This is a genomic window from Salipiger sp. HF18 (assembly GCF_011806505.1).
GTDB lineage: Bacteria > Pseudomonadota > Alphaproteobacteria > Rhodobacterales > Rhodobacteraceae > Salipiger > Salipiger thiooxidans.
Map to the genome: position 1 here is coordinate 48,045 of NZ_JAATOS010000003.1, position 16,425 is coordinate 64,469.

Sequence of the window (16,425 nt, forward strand, 5' to 3'; positions counted from 1 at the left end):
AACCCGGGGCGGTTCAGGTCGTGCCCCGATCGGGGTCGGACTGGGAAACCCAGACGAAGCGGTGCTCTTCCCTCTTCGCGCTTGGGATATGGGGCAAGGACCAAGCTTGTATTGGTGCCCTTCAGGAGAACAGAGTGCGCACGGCGAAGCAACGATGGCCGACCGCCACTGGTCCGATCATCAGGGGCGAGCGCGCGCCCGGTGGAGCACACCCGCGCTCGCCCGTTTGCGGTTCGACGCAGGGCCTGTTATCTACTGAATAAATGTTGAAAAGAAACGCAAAATGAACGCTTGGCATGTCCTGAACATGCCAACCCTCATGGCGTGCGCTGTCCTTTCCGCATTCAAATGAAAGTCACAAAGGAGAACCTCATGCGTACTATGAAGCTCGCATCTACTGCCCTCGTTGCCACCCTCGTACTGCCGCTGGCCAGTCAGGCGCAGGCCCAGGACGACGCAGGCCAGTGCGGCGAAGTTTCGATCGCCCAGATGGGCTGGGCCGCTGCCGAAGTGACGACAAACATCGCCAAGTTCCTGCTTGAGCAGGGGTATGGCTGCGATGTCACCTTGGTGCAGTCCGACACCATCCCCGCCATCACCTCGGTCGCCGAAAACGGCGAGCCGGACGTTGTGACCAACCTTTGGCTCAACTCGGGCGGCGAAGCCTATACCAAGCTCGAAGAAGGCGGCACCATCCAGCGCCTGACCTCGGTGCTCGAGCCGGGCGGTGTCGAGGGCTGGTGGATCCCTACCTCGCTCGCCGAAGAGCACCCCGAACTGAAGACCATCGACGGTATCCTTGAGAACCCCGAACTGGTCGGCAGCCGTTTCAACAACTGCCCCGATGGCTGGGGTTGCCGCGTGGTGTCGGATAACCTGGCACGCGCGCTGGATCTCGAAGGTCATGGCATCGAGGTCTTCAACCACGGCTCGGGCGAGACGCTCGCGACGTCGATGGGCGCGGCTGTGACCGGCGGTGAGCCCTGGTTCGGCTACTACTGGGGTCCGACTGTCCCGCTCGGCAAGTACGACATGACCAAGGTGGACCTGGGCGGCTATGACGAGGCGGCCTTCACCCCGCTGCAGAACCCCGACACCCCCGACCCGCAGGTCTCGGATTTCCCCGCGGCGCCGATCCTGACATCCGTCACCACCGAGTTCGCCGAAGAGAACCCCGAGGTGACCGAGTTCTTCACCAAAATGACCTTCGCGACCGACCAGATGTCGGGCCTCCTGGCATGGAAGGACGAGAACAACGCTTCGAACGAGGAAGTCGCCGTCTACTTCCTGTCGACCGCGTCCGACACCTGGACCAACTGGGTCAGCGACGAGGCGCGCGAGAACCTCTCGGCACTCGTTCAATAATCGAGTGCTCGGCCCTTCGGGGCGCAGACTCTCAACGGGGCCGGGCAATCGGCCCCGTTTTGGTTTTCAACAACAAGGAGGGCCTGCAAGGGCCGCAATGCTCATATGGCAACCTATGATGGTCTCTTCGACACCCTTGGCCTGAGGGACTGGTGCGGCACGCAGGACTCCGGCGCACCAATGTCAATGGCCGACCTGCTGGCCAAGTCAAGCGGCGCCGATGCCGACAGCTCGTTGCGGGATTTTCCATTTCCTTCGCTCGATGCCCTGCACGAGGCCTGCTCGGCCATTCCGCAATCGCGCGATCTGACGCTTGGGCTGGAAACCGGCTTTCTCGGCATTCGCGATGCGCTGCGCGTGGTCGTCGATCCGCTGACGCAACCGCTGAGCTGGGCGCTTGAGGACATGCTTTGGGTGATGACCGAAACGCCCTGGTGGGCCATGGTTCCGATACTTCTTGTGATCACCTGGGTGGTGGGCCGGTCATGGAAGGTCGTGGGCTTCGTGGCGCTGGTGCTTGCGGGCCTCGCCTTTGTCGACCACTACGAGGTCGCCATGCAGACCCTCGCGATCATTTTCGTCTGCGCCTTCATATGCGTTTTGCTCGGGGTACCCATAGGGATCGCCATGTCACGCAGTGATCGCCTGCAGAGCGTGCTGACGCCGGTGCTGGACATGCTGCAGACCCTGCCGCCATTCGTTTACCTGATCCCGCTGATCTTCCTGTTCTCGGTGACCGAGCCCAAGCTTTATGGGATCGCCGTCATCCTCTACGCGATCGTGCCGGTGGTGCGCCTGACCAACCTCGGTATCCGGCTTGTCAATCCGGACGTGATCGAAGCGGCCGACGCCTTTGGCATGACCAAAAGCCAGAAGCTTTTTGGCGTGCAGATCCCGCTGGCACTGCCCAACATCATGGCGGGCGTGAACCAGACGATCATGATGAGCCTTGCCATGGTGGTCATCGCCTCGATGGTCTCGGCCCCGGGCCTTGGCATCCTGGTGCTGCGCGGCATCCGCAACCTCGAGCTGGGTGTCGGTCTGATCGCCGGTCTTGGCATCGTGGTTCTGGCCATTGCGCTGGACCGCGTGACCAAAGCCTCGCTCGCACGCATCGATGCCAGCCAGACCAGCCGCTAAGGAGACGGACATGACCAGGAAGAACGTGAAAGTCTCGATCAGGCACCTTTACAAGATCTTCGGTGGGGACCCCAAAGGGGCCCTCGCCAAGGTCCGCGAAGGAATGACGAAGGCCGAGCTGCTGGACCAGACGAGCCATGTGCTGGGCCTGCAGGACATCAACGTCGACATGAAAGAAGGCGAGATTACCGTCATCATGGGCCTTTCGGGCTCGGGCAAGTCCACGCTGATCCGTCACCTCAACCGGCTGATCGAACCCACGGCTGGCGAGGTGCTTGTCAATGGCGAGGACATCCTGTCGTGGAACGACGCGCAGATGCGCACCCTGCGCCGGGAATCCATGTCGATGGTGTTCCAGAACTTCGCTCTTCTGCCGCACCGGACCGTGCTGGAAAACGCTGGCATGGCGCTGGCCACGCGCGGCAAGGCGCGCCGCGACTATGAGGGCGAGGCCAACAAGTGGCTCGACCGGGTCGGACTTGCCGGTCAGGGCGAGCAGTATCCCCACCAGCTCTCGGGCGGCATGCAGCAGCGCGTCGGTATTGCGCGGGCTCTGGCATCAAACTCGGACATCATGTTGATGGACGAGGCGTTTTCCGCCTTGGATCCGCTGATCCGCACGGACATGCAAAACCTTCTGCTCGAGCTGCAGGACGAACTGCACAAGACGATCATCTTCATCACCCACGATCTTGATGAAGCACTGAAGCTTGCCGATCACCTGGTGATCCTCAAAGACGGCGCAGTGGTGCAGCAGGGCCAGCCGCAGGAAATCTTGCTGAATCCTGCAGACCCGTACATCGAGGAATTCGTCGCCGACATCAATCGCGCGCGCGTGCTGCGCGTGCGCTCGGTGATGACGGGCCGCAAGCCGGACGCTCCGATCGACGGGGAGGTCGCTCCAGGCGACAACCTGGAGAGCATCATCGCGCTGGCCGAGGGCAATCTGGACCGTGTCTTCGACGTAAAGAACGATGGCGAAACGTTGGGTTATATCGACATGAAATCCGTCGTGCAGGCCCTGGTGCCGCGGCGCGTTGAAGCAGCAGGTTGAGCCCTGACCACCGCAATCGCCCGCCACGCTGCGCGAGATGAAAGCTCCGCGCGTCGGGCGATTGCTCAACCCGCGCCAACCGGCGTAAATACCAACCGGACTCCGGTCGCGGCTGGATGAAAGTTCAGTGGCAGGTCAGGTTGGCGCTATGGCCCCTGGGGTGCGCATTCCGGGCTTCGCGGAAAGCGATTCCAATGGCAAGCGGACAGACATTCCGGGGCTCGCGGGCAATCGTTCACGAATGTGATCCGGACGCAGGGCGCTCTGAGACAGGGCTTCTCGTTACCCCGCCCAAACTCGAACCACCTCAGACGCGGTCCTCGAACCCAAGGAAAACGCTTGTCTGCCACGCACCACTCTCGACGATGTGACGCACCGAGGTCATGTATGCATTGCCGTTGAAGCGATCTCCGAGGCCGTTCAGCTCCAGCAGGTGACCTGCAACGAGAGAGGCATTCCCCGGGAGCAGGACCTCCCCCGTGACGCGAGAAAGGCGGCTTTCGAACAAGAGCGCGTCGGCCCATGCCTGAAGCTTTTCCGGCTGCATGGCGGAGTCGCTCATCACCGAACGGGTGACATCGAGCACTCTGGACAGCACCTTGCCGGTCAGGTTGCCGTGCGCATTGACCGACGGCTCTGAAGCCGTTGCGCTGATCCGTTCGTGACCTTCGGCATCGAAAGCCTCGACCCGGACAGCGGCGTCTTGCGTCGCTGCGTTCATGCTCAGCTCCAGCCCGAGGATGCTGTCGCCAAACGCGGCAAACAAGTCCGGCGCGTCGAAGCTCGGCGCAGCAAGTGCCACCCGGCCATTGCCGACCGAAACCACAAGGCCGTTCGCCGATGCAATTCCGAGCAGGCAGTCCCAGGCCGTCGCCCCCTGTCGCACTTCCCGGGCGGAGCGGCCGCTCATCCGGGCGAGATCCGCGTCGAGGCCAGCCCCCTGGAGGATTTCCGCGACCATGTCTTCGTCGTTCAGATCGTCTCCGACAACGGGAGCCGTGAGCCGCGCCAGCTTCTCTGCCCTGTCCCCGCAGGTGACGATCAGGACAGGGCTGCCAACAGCTTCGATCCGGATGGACTGCGCAAGCACGATGCCCTGGAACACGCGGGTGTGCTGTCCATGGTATCCGAGCGCCAGTGCGATCCCGGCACCGGGAACGAAGAGCGAGGCGCTGCTGACATCGAAGGCCTGCTCGGCGGCATTGCCGTCCTCGACCACGATGCGGACGCGCGGCAACCTATTCAGCCCCTGATCGACCTCGAAGCTGCGCACCACGATGTCGTCGGGAAGCGGAGCGTCGTCGATCAGGAGTTCGAAGGAAACCAGATCGGCATTGGGCGAACGCACGGAACGGGACATATGGATTTCCTGAACGTTGGATCGAAAGGCTTTTTGGGCCGCCGCACCGCGGAAATCGCGATCAATTCGGACGGCCAGAACTCGGTGGCACCATAGTGCGGGGCGAGCCACCCCTTGGCAACATTCGACGTCGCCCGGCGCGAAGACCGTGTCCGCCGGTCATTCGCCCACGAGGCCCACTCGCACGCCGGGAGTACGACTTGGTGCCTGGGGTCTGTTGCGAGAGGACAGGAGACGAAGGCGCTCGCAGCGCTCCGGCGCGCCGTGCAAACCTGCGGTGTGCATCGCCCCAGCCGGGGGCAAGAAGCGTGCAGATCCCAAGTGGTCACCTGCATCTCCGCGATCCTGCGAACCCGCCTCCGAGCGAGACCACCGGGACGCGCCGCCCCTCGTGCGAGTGGATCTCGCACGCCCCGACCACCTATGATCACCCGTCGGGGGGCGGAAACATGCGGTCCTTCATCTCGCCGGTCATGAAGTGAGGCAGAACGGCCTTCCACGCATCCAGCAGGCGCTTGAAGTAGGCCGGATCCTGCCGCAGCACGGTCTGTATGCCCATGCCGCGCAGCAGGCACAGGGTCATGTTCAGCACCACCGCCGCTTCCTGCGCCGAGAGGTCCGTCGGCTCGCAAAACCCTCTCCAGATCTCGTCGAGCGCCTCGTGGAATTCCCGAACCACCGGAATCATCCGGGCGCGAAGCTCGTCATCCGTTCTCGAGCCGTTGATGAACTCGACGGCCAGGTAGAAGAAGCGCCCCGAGAAGAGCTGGTGCAGCCAGTCGATGAAGGCATTGAGACCGATCTCGTTGCGCGAGACCGAGGCCGCCATGTCGCGAATCTCGTCGGTGCCGCCGCGCAGGAGCGTCTCCATGGACGCGACCATGATGTCGGACCGCGCCGGGAAGTGATGCAGGAGCGCGCCGCGGGACACTCCGGCCCGCCGCGAGAACTCGGGCGTCGAGGCTTTTTCGTAGCCGACGTCGAAGATCGTATCCAGCGCCGCCTCGATGAGCTTTTCCCGCGTCGCCACGCTGCGCGCCTGAACCGGTCCGTCTCGTTTCACGTCTGGACCCCTCTTCTGCCAAACATTCCTCAGGTCGCAAGCGACCCGAGGCCCCCTCTCCGATCGGCCAGCACGTCTCGGCGCGCCGAGGGTGGAGCACTCCGGGCCGCTCCCCCCCCTACACTGATAGGGCTCAGTAGGCGAGCGACGGAAGCCACAGCGAGATCATCGGGAAGGCGATCAGGATCAGCAGCGTCAGCAGGTCCATCGCAAGGAACCACGTGATGCCCCGGAATATCTCGGGCAGTGTCACCGCGTTCTTCAAGGCGCCGTTTATCATGTATACGTTCAGCCCGATCGGCGGAGTGATCAGACCGATCTCCAGCAGCTTGATCACGATGATCCCGAACCAGACCGCATTTATCCCTGAGGCGTCGATCATCGGCACCAGGATCGGCAGGGTGAGCAACAGCAGGCCGATGCTGTCGATGAGCATCCCGAGCACGAGGTAGATCACCGCGACGGCGAAGAGGATCCACCAGGTCTGGTCGCTGACCGACAGGATCGCGTTGCTGAAGGCGCGCGGAAAGCCGGAAAGCGCCAGGAAGCGCGTGAAGAACAGCGAGCCGATCAGGATGATGAAGATCGACGCGGTCGAGATCATCGCCTGGCTGACGGCCTCGACGAAGGTCTTCCAGTTCAGCTTGCGGCGCACCAGCGCGATCAGCGCGGCGAAGAATGCGCCGAGCGCGCCTGCCTCGGTCGGAGAGAAAACGCCCGTGAAGATGCCTCCGAGCACGAGCAGGATCAGCGTCGGCAGGGGCCAGATGTCGCGCATCGCCTCGCGACGTTCCTCGTCGGTGACGACAACCTCTCCGCTGCCCGCGAGTTCGGGCTTCAGCTTCACCCGGACGATGATCATGGCCATGTAGATGAGCGCGGACAGCAGGCCGGGCAGGAAGCCCGCCATGAACAGCTGTCCGACCGAAACCTGTGCGTAGACCCCGTAGAGGATCAGCAGTACCGACGGAGGGATGAGTGAGCCGAGGGTGCCAGAGGCGGCAATGGTGCCGGTGGCAAGGCCCCTGTCATAGCCGTTCTTGAGCATCTCCGGCACCGCCATGCGCGACATCGCCGAGGCGGTCGCGACCGACGATCCCGAGGCCGCCGCGAAGAAGGCGCAGGCCCCCACCGAGGTGATCGCCAGCCCTCCCGGCAGGCGCGACAGGTAGATCCGCAACGCGAGGAACAACCCACGCGTCATGTCCGTGGACGAGCACAGGAAGCCCATCAGCAGGAACATCGGCGCCGCCGACAGCTCCCACTGGCCGACGTAGTCGAAGGGGGTGGCCGAGATCATGCCCCATGCCACGTTCATGTTGAACATCAGGGCGATGCCGCCGATGGAGACCAGCCCGAGCGCCAGCCCGACCGGCACGCGCAGGGCAATCAGCACGAGGGCCAGGACGACACCGCCGATCCCGACGTCAAGGTTGCTCATCACAGGTTCTCCAGAGCGGGTTCACAGCGCCTTGCGCTGCGATACGGAAGTGAGAAGGTTGGCCATGACCGCGAGGAAGGCGGCGGCGAAGCCGATCGGCAGCGACCAGCGCGAGGGCCAGATGATGAAGCGGAAGTTGCTCATCGCCTCCTCGCCGCTGCCGGTGGCGCGGATCGCGTCGTGCAGCGTCTGCCAGAACAGCATCCCGAAGAAGATCAGCCCCAGCACACAGGCCAGAAGGTAAAGCGCGAACTGCACCGGCCTCGGCATCATCTGCGCAAACAGGTCGACCCGGATGTTCTCGTGCTTGAGTTCGACGAAGCCGAAGGCGAGGAAGACCAGCGCCACCATGTAGTAGAAGGACACCACTTCGAGCGTGCCCACGATTTGCCCGTTGAAGAAGTAGCGATTGGCGACATCGAGCGTGATGTGCAGCATCATCAGCACCATCATCGCGCTCGCCAACGTTGCACTTCCGATGTTGAGCCAGCGGATTGCGGTCATGAGTCGCTGCATCGGCAGTCTCCGCGTCAGGGGATTGCAGGGCGGGTCCGCGGGTGCGGATCCGCCCGGTGTGCCTTAGTCCACGCCGTAGGTGGCCGGATCGATCTTGCTGTAGATCTCCTGCATCGCAAGCTCGGTAAGCGCGTCCTCGTCATCCGGCGCGACATCGGCCAGCAGGCCCTGCCACTTTTCCATCTTGCCGAGGAAGTCGTCGATGACCTCCTGCCCGTTGCTCAGGCCATACTGTTCCTGCGCGGTGGCGTAGACCGAGTCGATGGCCTTCTGGCGGAAGGCGGTCACCGAGGCGAGCAGATCCTCGCCCGGCTCGTAGACGTTGCCGCCCGCCTCCTGCGAGGCCTTGAGGCCCGCCTCGGCATTGGCGGTGTAGGCAATGATCATGCGCGCCATCGAGCGGGCCGAGGCCTCCATCAGCACGCCGCGCTGCTCGGGGGTGAGCCCGGCCCAGAAGCTCGGGTTGAAGCCCCACTGCGGGCCCGACCAGTACATCCCGGTGGACAGCAGCGTGGTGTGCTCCGCGACCTCCATCAGCGAACGGTCGACGAGATCGCTGGCGGCATTGGTGGCGCAGTCGAGCGTGCCGCGCTCGAGGCCGGTATACATCTCGCTCGACGGCACGTTGACCGGGATGCCTCCGGCCTCCTCGACCCAGACCGACACGCTGGAGCCGGCGGTGCGGATGCGCTTGCCCTTCAGTTCCTCAAGCGTGCGGACCGGGCTCGAGCACATCAGGATGTAGGGCGGTGTCGTATAGGCGCCGAGGTAGACGACGCTCTTGTCCTTCCATTCCTGCAACTGGGTCGGGTTGGTCATCGAGAACTCGGTGACGGCAAAGATCGTCGGCAGCGGGTCACTGAAGTTGAAGCCGAGCTCCTGCACGGCGTTCGCGACCGGCAGGTCCGAGGGCGTGTAGATGGCGGCGTGGTGCGCGACCTGCACGACGTTGTCCTGCACCCCCTGAAGCGACGCGCGCGGTGCCAGAAGCACGGTGCCCGTGTAGACCTCGGGGACGAGGTCGCCGCCCGAAAGCTCCTTCACCAGTTCCGCCCACTGGATGTAGCCCTGCTGCGACATCGGCACGGCCGCGTCATAGAAACTGTTCGCGATGAAATTGGTCTCGGCCGACACCGGCAGTGCAAGCGTGGCGGCGAGAGCCGTCGAGACGATGAGCTTCTTCATGGTTGGTCTCCCTGTGCGTTGGAAAGGGACGGGCCGGACTTTTTGCCGCCGGCTCCGCCGGAAAGGCGTCAGATGTCGCCCTTTTCGTGTGCCTCTGCCATCTCCCTCAGGCTGTTGAAGCGATAGGTGGTCTCGGCAAGCTTACCCGGATCCATGGTCGCGCCGAAACCTGTCTTGGCATGGCGCCGATAGATCCACGCGTTGTCCAGCCCGTTGCCACGCGCCGGGACATGGTCGTGGAACATGCTCTCGGCCGTGTGCAGGAGTTGGGCTTTCTCGACCCCCAGAGCGTCGATCATGCCCAGAAGGTAATCGAAGTTGCGCTGGTTGGGTTTGTAGGAGCCGATGTCCTCGGCAAGGTAGGTTCCGTCCCAGGCGATGCCCAGTTTCGCCGCGGAGCCCGCAAAGCTGCGGTTGTCGACGTTCGACAGCGCGATCATCTTGTAGTGCTGCTTGAGATAGGCGAGCGCCTCGGCGCTGTCCTCGAACGCCGGCCAGTTGCCGACGCTGTTGCCGTAGGTCTCGCAGGCCTCCCAGTCCGTGGCGAGGCCCATGGCCTCGGCACAGCGGCGGTAGACCGTCGCCAGAAGACTCGAATAGCCCTTCGCGGGCGTCAGCGCCTGATGCGAGCTTTCCATGCGCGCGTGAAGTTCCAGCACCTCGTCGTCGCTCATTTCCTGGGACAACCGGTCCGTCAGCGGACGCATGTTGGTGAGAATGCCGGTCTCCCAGTCGATGACCGTTCCGTAGATGTCGAAGCTGAGAGCGGAGTAGTCCTTGAGCATGACGTCCTCGTTGGGGTTCAGAGTACAGAGGCTTTCTTGACGGCGACGCCGTCCTTCATGATGAGCGGCATGTGGGCGCCCTGCCCGGTCAGCAGCGACAGGTCCTCGAGCGGGTTGCCCTCGACCGCGATGACATCGGCAAAGGCGCCGGGCGTGATGGCCCCGATCTGGCCCTCCATGCGCACGACACGCGCCGCGTCGACGGTCGCCGACCGGATGACGGCATCGGCTGGCATGTATTGGCCACGCAGCGGGAACTCCCCGGATTGCGCGGTCTGCATTCCGCCGAGCAGGTCCGATCCGTAGCCCATCAGCACACCTGCCTCGTGCATCTTGCCCAGACGCTCGAGCCCGGCTTCGCGCACGTCCGCGATCTTGGCGACCGATTCGGGCGGCAGGCCGAACTCGGCCCCCTTCCGGGCCAGCAGGTCATAGGTGATGTTCGTCGGTACGACGGGGATGCCCTCACGTGCGATCCTTGCGATGGTGGCATCGGACATCAGGTTGCCGTGCTCGATGCACTCGAAACCGCAATCCAGCGCCCGAACGATTGCCTCGTCCGTGTAGAGGTGCCCGGTGACATAGGTGCCGAAGCCCTTGGCGATCTCGACGATGGCCTTCAGCTCGTCGACCGAGAAGACCAGGTAACCGACCGGATCCGACGGCGACGAGACCCCGCCATCCGCCATGACCTTGACGAACTGCGCCCCGTTCTTGATCTCTTCCCGCGCCGCGCGCTGGACCTCGGGAATGCCGTCGCAGATCCGGCCCATTGCGCCGAGCTGGGTCGTGTAGTGGCTGACGTCGAGGTTGCTGTAGGGGCCACGATAATCCGTATGGCCGCCGGTCTGCGACAGGGCCTTGCCACAGATCACCAGCCGCGGTCCGGTGAAGTACCCCTCATCCACCGCCTGCTTCAGGCCGACATCGGCGCCACCGAGATCGCGGACCGTCGTGAACCCGCGCATGATCATGTCCTTCATCAGCCTCGAGCTGCGCGCGGCGATCAGAGAAGACGGCAGCGCTGCGTTCAGGCCAAGGTTCGCGGTGGTCGCGATGACGTGCACGTGGCAATCGATCAGACCCGGCATGACGGTCAGGCCGTCGAGATCGAGCGTCTCGTCCGCGTCGACCGTCGCCGTCGGCGAGACCTCCCGGAAGATGCCGTCCTCGATGACGATGTTCACCGGATCCGCGATCTCGGGCGAGGTGCCGTCGACGATCCGGGCGTTCTTGAGAAGTGTAAGAGCCATGTGTTCTGTCCGTGATGAGAGGTGAGGGGCGGGCCGCCGTCGGCTCATGCCTCCTGAGGGGTCGCCTGTGCCGCGTGCCAGCGCTCGAGATACGCAAGGGCATGGTCCAGATCGACCACGTCGACGTAGCGGCGCCCGAGGTCGCGCAGGTTGTCCCGATGCGGCTGCTCCTCGATGTCCCCGACGCAATCCTCGGGAACGAGCGTGCGATAGCGGTGGCTGAAGGCGTCGATCGCGGTCGCACGGATGCATCCGCTGGTGTTGCAGCCGGTCACGATGACCGTATCGACGCGTTCCTTGGCAAAGTAGTCTGCCACTCCGGTCGAGAAGAAGATCGAGGGTCCCTTCTTGCAGACCACGAGATCATAGGCGGGATCGTGGATGCGCGGATCGAGCGCGACGCTGGGGTGATCGTGTCGGAAGGTCTCGCGAACGGCGGTGATCTTCCAGTAGGGCATCTCGCGTTCGTTCATGTAGGCGGTGTTGCAGCTTGCCACCGGAACGCCGTAGCGACGCGCCGCCTTGAGCAGCGTCTCGGTGTTTTTCAGCGCCCGCATGACCAGCGGCGCGCCGCCGAGGGGATAGTCCGGGTCGGTAAACCCGAGCTGGAAGTCCACGACGACGATGCCGGGCTTGAAGCCGGTGCCCACGGGAATCTCGCCATAGCTTCGGTTCTTGTGGTCGTCGTTGCCCATCGGGACACCTCCGTGTCTGCGTGTTCCCGGGCATTGAACGTTAGCCAAAACAAATCAGTCAAGACTGTTTTTTTGAAAGATGCCATGCAGCTCCCCAAAAAGGATCGCCCGGCGCCCGAACCGCGAAAGGATTGATCTGGGCCGCCCGGCGGCCAGCAGCCCTTCGGTGCCATTCCGACAGCGCAGGCGGCGCGTCAGGTGTCGCCTGCGGTTGGATGGTCTGCGGCCGAAGCGCCCTGCCCCTTGCCAGACGCTTCGAGCACAACGCCCCTTCAACACGCTTGACGGTGACGGTGACGATGCCAACGACGGGGGGGGCAGGCAGAACGCAACGACAGCAACGCGCAACATGCATCGCCCTTCGCGCGACGCCACGACCAGAAGGCGCATCCGGCCCGCACAACATGTCTTGAGCTGGTCACCACCAGAGCGTCGAAGACATCCAAGTTCGTCTCGGGCTCGAACCAACCTCTCGTGTCATTGCTGCGCAATGCACTGCCGGTCAACGGATCGTCAGCGAGCCTCCGCGCTTGAGCGCTTCATTGTAGCCCGGCCAGCTCCTGGTCTTGCAGGTCGGGAGGTCTGCACATGCAGCCCAGCTACCACACCGGATTCGCGAGATGAATCCCTCAGCCGGTTTGTGCAACAGGCCTGCTTTTTCAACACAATCCGCCCTAATCGGGCTTTCGGTCCGTGTCGGAGAACATCTCCTTCACCCAATCCAGAAAGACCTCCAACCGGCGCGAGACACTGCGGTCACCGGCATGGATTGCGTTGAGGGGGAGCGGTTCGGGGGGCGTTCCCTCAAGCACCTCTACCAGCGCGCCAGAAGCCAGATCGCTTGCAAACCGGTAGCGCGGGGCCTGGATCAGCCCCAGGCCCTGCCGTGCAAGCGCCGCAGCCGTGTCGGAATTGTCGGTAGAGACCGGCGCTGGCAGGCGACGGTAGACGGTGGCGCCGTCGCGCCTGAATTCCAGTGGCATCACCTCGCCTGTCCGCGACGACAGGAAGCCGATCATCCTGTGGCTTTCCAGGTCATCGCAATCGTGCGGCGTGCCGTGGCGGGCCAGGTAGGCCGGGCTTGCGCAGGTGATCTCGGGCAACTCTCCCAGCTTTCGCATCCGCAGGCTGCTGTCCTGCGGGTGCCCGGCCCGCAGCGCGCAATCCACTCCGTCACGCACGATGTCGACGAAGCGGTCGCTTTGCGAAAAGGATATTGTCAGGCCCGGAAACCGTTCCAGGAATGCCGGAAGATGCGGAACGAGGAAGGTGCGCGTCAGCAATCCGGACGCATCGATGCGCAGATGGCCGGTGGGGCTGCCGCTGGCGAAGGTCCCGAACGTGTCCTCGACCTCTGCCAGGATCGCCCGTGCTCTGCGATAGAACTCGGCACCTTCCGGCGTCGTCGCGACCTGGCGGGTGGTGCGCGCCAGAAGACGCACGCCCGCTTCCTGCTCCAGCTGGTTGATCGCATTTGTTGCGGTGGACCGGGCGACATGCAGATCCCGCGCCGCGCGGGCGAAGCTGCCGCCCTCGACGATGCGGGTGAAGAGTTCAAGCCGATCCAGTCTGTCCATTCCGTTTGTTAGTTCAGAATGAATTGTGATGTCAATTTTCCGGTAATTGTTCAGTCACGGCGCATGGCTTAGCTGTCTCCCGTACTCAAACGGAGAACGTCATGACCCATGAAACCCGAACGGCGATCGTGACCGGCGCATCCCGCGGCATCGGGGCCGAGATCGCGCGTCACCTGGCAGCCGACGGCATTCGTGTTGCCATCAATTATGCAAACAGCCCCAACGCGGCAGAGGCCCTCGCGGCAGAGATCACGGACGCCGGCGGTCAGGCGGTCACGATCCATGCCGATCTGGCAGACCCTGCCGCACCCGTGGCCCTTTTCGACGCGGCAGAGGCCGCCTTCGGCGGCATCGACATCCTTGTGAACAACGCCGGGATGATGGTGTTCTCGCCTCTCGAAGAGGCTGATGACGCCCAGATCGACGCCCAGGTGGCGCTGAACCTTGCCGCCCCCATACGATTGATGCGCGAGGCGTCGCGGCGGCTGGCGGAGGGCGGGCGGATCGTGAACCTCTCGTCTTCGGTCGTGGGGCTCTATCAGCCCGGCTACGGGCTCTATGCGGCGACCAAGGCCGGGATCGAGGCGGTGACCCACATCCTCGCCAAGGAACTGGGGCCGAAGGGCATCACCGTCAATGCGGTGGCCCCGGGCCCTGTCGGCACCGATTTTTTCCTGGCGGGCAAGAGTGACGCGCTGGTGGAGCAGATCAAGGGCATGAACCCCTTTGGTCGCATGGGCACGCCAGAGGACATCGCGCGCGTCGTGCGGTTCCTCGCGAGCGACGAGGCGGAATGGATCAGCGGGCAGGTCATTCGGGCCAACGGCGGCGTGATCTGACGGCGCCTGTCCTGATCACTGGTGCGTCAAGCGGCTTTGGCGCCCTGATCGCCAGAAAACTCGCCTACGACGGCCACCACGTCTTTGCCTCAATGCGCGATTCCACGGCCTATGACGGCGCGCCCGCTGTGGGGGAGGGCGCGGACCTGGCGGCAGACGGGCAGCATATCGAGACGCTGGAGCTCGATGTCCCCCGCGATGGCCCGGTCGCCGCGGCCCCGGCGCACGTGAAGACGCGCGCAGGCCGTCTCGACGGGCTTATCCGCGATGCAGGTCTCATTGGGACCCATCTCGCCCCGCCCCGGGATGGGGCGGAGATCGTCAACGGCATGGCCGAGCGTGGCCGCGTCCAACTTCCGCAGCGGATTGGCCTTGCCGACCTGCTCCCCCCTAACCCCAACCCTGAAAGGAAGACAAACCATGCCATTCGTGAACATCAAGACACCCGAAGCGGCCCTGACATCCGACCAGAAAGCGGAGATCGGGCATCGCGTGACCGAGATGCTGGTCGAATACTTCTCCGAAGCAGCTCGACCGCATACCATGGTGCTGATCGAGGAGGTGCTTGATGGCGGCTATTACCGCGCAGATGAGCCCTTCTCGATTCCGGAGGCCTACCGCGCGCGATGAAATCCGAAACCCACTGGCTGCTGCTTGCGGCCAGTGGGTCTATCCATGGGGATGGTTAATCCGATGTAACACACCACGATCTGTCTCCCTTGCTCAAAGTCTTTCACTGATACCATAGAGCGCTCCACTACAGCACAGGGTCCGCCGAATTGCGCGTGCTTCCCGTTCTGCGTGTGGATCATTCCCTTTCCCGCCGGGCCCTTTCCCGCCGGGAACGGCCGGTGTGGATGGCTCCCGCATAGCAAGATGGAAATGAGACTGCGTGTCCCTTTTAGGAAGCGGTCTTGTGTCCGGCCTGTTTTCGCGGTTCGCACCGCGGTAGCGTCCACCTGCGTGGACGCTACCCATACAACGTCGCTCGCCGGCTCAAGGCCCTCAACAGGCTCACACCCTGCGAATACGTCTGCAGGATCTGGACATCAGAGCCGGACAGACTCGTCTTGGACCCGATCCACCAGATGCCGGGACTGAACAACGAGACAGGGGCCCGTCACGTTTCGATTTTCCTCATGGATGCCCTTTGATACCTCAATAACACCCCTCAACACACTGCTTCGGACGGTGGCCGCCGTCCGGGCTTGCGCAAGTCTCCGTCGCGGTTGCAGCGTACGGAGGCGGCGCGACGGGCCGCGCGCGGGGCCCCGATGGCCGGAAGCGGCGCGTGAGCCATGCGTGGCGGATTTCTGCCCCGGCCCAGGCGAAACCCTGCGACGAAAATTGCCGGAACCCCGGCCTCGGCAGTTGTGCGAGCGGATTTCCTTCCTCACAGTGCGGACACCACGCGCCTCAAGCGCGTCTTTCTGGGAGGAAATCATGATCAGAACTATTGGGTTCGGCGCTCTGCTCGCCGGCAGCATGTCCCTGTCCGCTCCGGCCGCCATGGCCGCGGAATTCATCAACGTCCTCGCGGGCGGCACCTCGGGTGTCTACTATCCGCTGGGCGTGGCGCTGGCGGACATCTACGGCCAGAACATCCCCGATGCCCGCACGCAGGTGCAGTCCACCAAGGCCTCGGTCGAGAACCTGAACCTGCTGCAGCAGGGCCGGGGCGAGATCGGCTTTGCGCTCGGCGATTCCGTCAAGGACGCCTTCGAGGGCAACGAGGATGTGGGCTTCACCAAGCCGCTCGACAAGCTGCGCGCCATCGCCGCCATCTACCCGAACTACATCCAGATCGCGGCCTCGGCCGAGTCCGGCGCCGTGACGGTGAGCGATCTGGTCGGCAAGTCGGTCTCGGTCGGGGCGGCCAAGTCCGGCACCGAGGTCAACGCCCGCAAGATCCTCGGCGCGCTCGACATGAGCTACGACGATCTCGGCAAGGTGGAATCCCTGCCCTTCGCGGAATCGGTCGAGCTGATGAAGAACCGCCAGCTTGACGCGACGCTGCAATCCTCGGGCCTCGGCTCCGCGGCGCTCAAGGACCTGTCGTCGACCCAGGACGTGACCTACGTGTCGATCCCGGCCGAAGTCGCGGGCACGCTCGGTGCGCCCTATGCCGCAGGCGTGATCCCCGCCGGCACCT

The 16,425-nt window shown here is 63.9% G+C and carries 15 protein-coding genes and 1 pseudogene; 7 read left to right on the forward strand and 9 right to left on the reverse strand.

Going from position 1 to position 16,425, the window contains the following annotated elements; all coding sequences use genetic code 11:
• Positions 1-372: 372 nt before the first annotated feature.
• The 3 genes from HC022_RS01185 to HC022_RS01195 all read left to right on the forward strand — a co-directional run bounded on the left by HC022_RS01185 (position 373) and on the right by HC022_RS01195 (position 3,559).
• Complete coding sequence (locus HC022_RS01185; RefSeq protein ID WP_167451027.1) at positions 373-1,365, forward strand: ABC transporter substrate-binding protein; 993 nt, start codon at positions 373-375, stop codon at positions 1,363-1,365.
• Between the two features lie 105 nt (positions 1,366-1,470).
• Positions 1,471-2,505, forward strand: a complete 1,035-nt coding sequence (locus HC022_RS01190) for a proline/glycine betaine ABC transporter permease (RefSeq protein WP_008886133.1) — start codon at positions 1,471-1,473, stop codon at positions 2,503-2,505.
• Between the two features lie 10 nt (positions 2,506-2,515).
• Complete coding sequence (locus tag HC022_RS01195) at positions 2,516-3,559, forward strand: glycine betaine/L-proline ABC transporter ATP-binding protein (protein WP_167451028.1); 1,044 nt, start codon at positions 2,516-2,518, stop codon at positions 3,557-3,559.
• Positions 3,560-3,866: 307 nt separating this feature from the next.
• On the opposite strand, the gene HC022_RS01200 is transcribed toward HC022_RS01195, so the two are convergent.
• The 9 genes from HC022_RS01200 to HC022_RS01240 form a co-directional block, all read right to left on the reverse strand.
• Complete coding sequence (locus HC022_RS01200; RefSeq protein ID WP_167451029.1) at positions 3,867-4,919, reverse strand: phage late control D family protein; 1,053 nt, start codon at positions 4,917-4,919, stop codon at positions 3,867-3,869.
• Between the two features lie 427 nt (positions 4,920-5,346).
• On the reverse strand, positions 5,347-5,982 hold the full coding sequence (locus HC022_RS01205) for a TetR/AcrR family transcriptional regulator (RefSeq protein WP_167451030.1): 636 nt from the start codon (positions 5,980-5,982) through the stop codon (positions 5,347-5,349).
• A gap of 133 nt (positions 5,983-6,115) precedes the next feature.
• A complete protein-coding gene (locus HC022_RS01210) occupies positions 6,116-7,423 on the reverse strand; it encodes a TRAP transporter large permease (protein ID WP_008885787.1) in 1,308 nt (435 codons plus the stop codon).
• Positions 7,424-7,444: 21 nt separating this feature from the next.
• On the reverse strand, positions 7,445-7,939 hold the full coding sequence (locus HC022_RS01215) for a TRAP transporter small permease subunit (protein ID WP_167451031.1): 495 nt from the start codon (positions 7,937-7,939) through the stop codon (positions 7,445-7,447).
• A gap of 63 nt (positions 7,940-8,002) precedes the next feature.
• Positions 8,003-9,124 carry a C4-dicarboxylate TRAP transporter substrate-binding protein gene (locus tag HC022_RS01220; RefSeq protein WP_167451032.1) on the reverse strand — a complete coding sequence of 374 codons (1,122 nt, stop codon included), beginning with the start codon at positions 9,122-9,124 and terminating at the stop codon, positions 8,003-8,005.
• Between the two features lie 68 nt (positions 9,125-9,192).
• A complete protein-coding gene (locus tag HC022_RS01225; RefSeq protein WP_167451033.1) occupies positions 9,193-9,909 on the reverse strand; it encodes a haloacid dehalogenase in 717 nt (238 codons plus the stop codon).
• Positions 9,910-9,926: 17 nt separating this feature from the next.
• Complete coding sequence (locus HC022_RS01230; RefSeq protein ID WP_167451034.1) at positions 9,927-11,162, reverse strand: amidohydrolase family protein; 1,236 nt, start codon at positions 11,160-11,162, stop codon at positions 9,927-9,929.
• Between the two features lie 44 nt (positions 11,163-11,206).
• Entirely contained in the window at positions 11,207-11,857 is a 651-nt protein-coding gene (locus tag HC022_RS01235) for an isochorismatase family protein (RefSeq protein WP_167451035.1), read from the reverse strand.
• A 674-nt stretch (positions 11,858-12,531) separates the two neighbouring features.
• Positions 12,532-13,434, reverse strand: coding sequence for a LysR family transcriptional regulator (locus tag HC022_RS01240; protein ID WP_167451036.1), 903 nt, complete (start codon positions 13,432-13,434; stop codon positions 12,532-12,534).
• Between the two features lie 101 nt (positions 13,435-13,535).
• On the opposite strand from HC022_RS01240, the gene HC022_RS01245 reads away from it, so the two are divergent.
• The 4 genes and pseudogenes from HC022_RS01245 to HC022_RS01255 all read left to right on the forward strand — a co-directional run.
• The gene (locus HC022_RS01245; RefSeq protein ID WP_167451037.1) at positions 13,536-14,273 is read left to right on the forward strand and encodes an SDR family oxidoreductase; all 738 of its coding nucleotides are present in this window, start codon (positions 13,536-13,538) and stop codon (positions 14,271-14,273) included.
• Positions 14,228-14,551, forward strand: a pseudogene (locus HC022_RS28910) (SDR family NAD(P)-dependent oxidoreductase); the annotation flags it as partial. The gene HC022_RS01245 and the pseudogene HC022_RS28910, both read left to right, overlap by 46 nt.
• A 142-nt stretch (positions 14,552-14,693) precedes the next feature.
• On the forward strand, positions 14,694-14,903 hold the full coding sequence (locus tag HC022_RS01250) for a 4-oxalocrotonate tautomerase family protein (RefSeq protein ID WP_008884938.1): 210 nt from the start codon (positions 14,694-14,696) through the stop codon (positions 14,901-14,903).
• An 855-nt stretch (positions 14,904-15,758) separates the two neighbouring features.
• On the forward strand, positions 15,759-16,425 hold a 667-nt coding region (locus tag HC022_RS01255), incomplete at its 3' end, for a TAXI family TRAP transporter solute-binding subunit (protein ID WP_254884860.1).

Coding starts and splice junctions, on each gene's coding strand:
- HC022_RS01185 (WP_167451027.1), top strand. CDS start 373: ATGCGTACTATGAAGCTCGCATCTACTGCCCTCGTTGCCACCCTCGTA.
- HC022_RS01190 (WP_008886133.1), top strand. CDS start 1,471: ATGGCAACCTATGATGGTCTCTTCGACACCCTTGGCCTGAGGGACTGG.
- HC022_RS01195 (WP_167451028.1), top strand. CDS start 2,516: ATGACCAGGAAGAACGTGAAAGTCTCGATCAGGCACCTTTACAAGATC.
- HC022_RS01200 (WP_167451029.1), bottom strand. CDS start 4,919: ATGTCCCGTTCCGTGCGTTCGCCCAATGCCGATCTGGTTTCCTTCGAA.
- HC022_RS01210 (WP_008885787.1), bottom strand. CDS start 7,423: ATGAGCAACCTTGACGTCGGGATCGGCGGTGTCGTCCTGGCCCTCGTG.
- HC022_RS01215 (WP_167451031.1), bottom strand. CDS start 7,939: ATGCAGCGACTCATGACCGCAATCCGCTGGCTCAACATCGGAAGTGCA.
- HC022_RS01220 (WP_167451032.1), bottom strand. CDS start 9,124: ATGAAGAAGCTCATCGTCTCGACGGCTCTCGCCGCCACGCTTGCACTG.
- HC022_RS01225 (WP_167451033.1), bottom strand. CDS start 9,909: ATGCTCAAGGACTACTCCGCTCTCAGCTTCGACATCTACGGAACGGTC.
- HC022_RS01230 (WP_167451034.1), bottom strand. CDS start 11,162: ATGGCTCTTACACTTCTCAAGAACGCCCGGATCGTCGACGGCACCTCG.
- HC022_RS01235 (WP_167451035.1), bottom strand. CDS start 11,857: ATGGGCAACGACGACCACAAGAACCGAAGCTATGGCGAGATTCCCGTG.
- HC022_RS01240 (WP_167451036.1), bottom strand. CDS start 13,434: ATGGACAGACTGGATCGGCTTGAACTCTTCACCCGCATCGTCGAGGGC.
- HC022_RS01245 (WP_167451037.1), top strand. CDS start 13,536: ATGACCCATGAAACCCGAACGGCGATCGTGACCGGCGCATCCCGCGGC.
- HC022_RS01250 (WP_008884938.1), top strand. CDS start 14,694: ATGCCATTCGTGAACATCAAGACACCCGAAGCGGCCCTGACATCCGAC.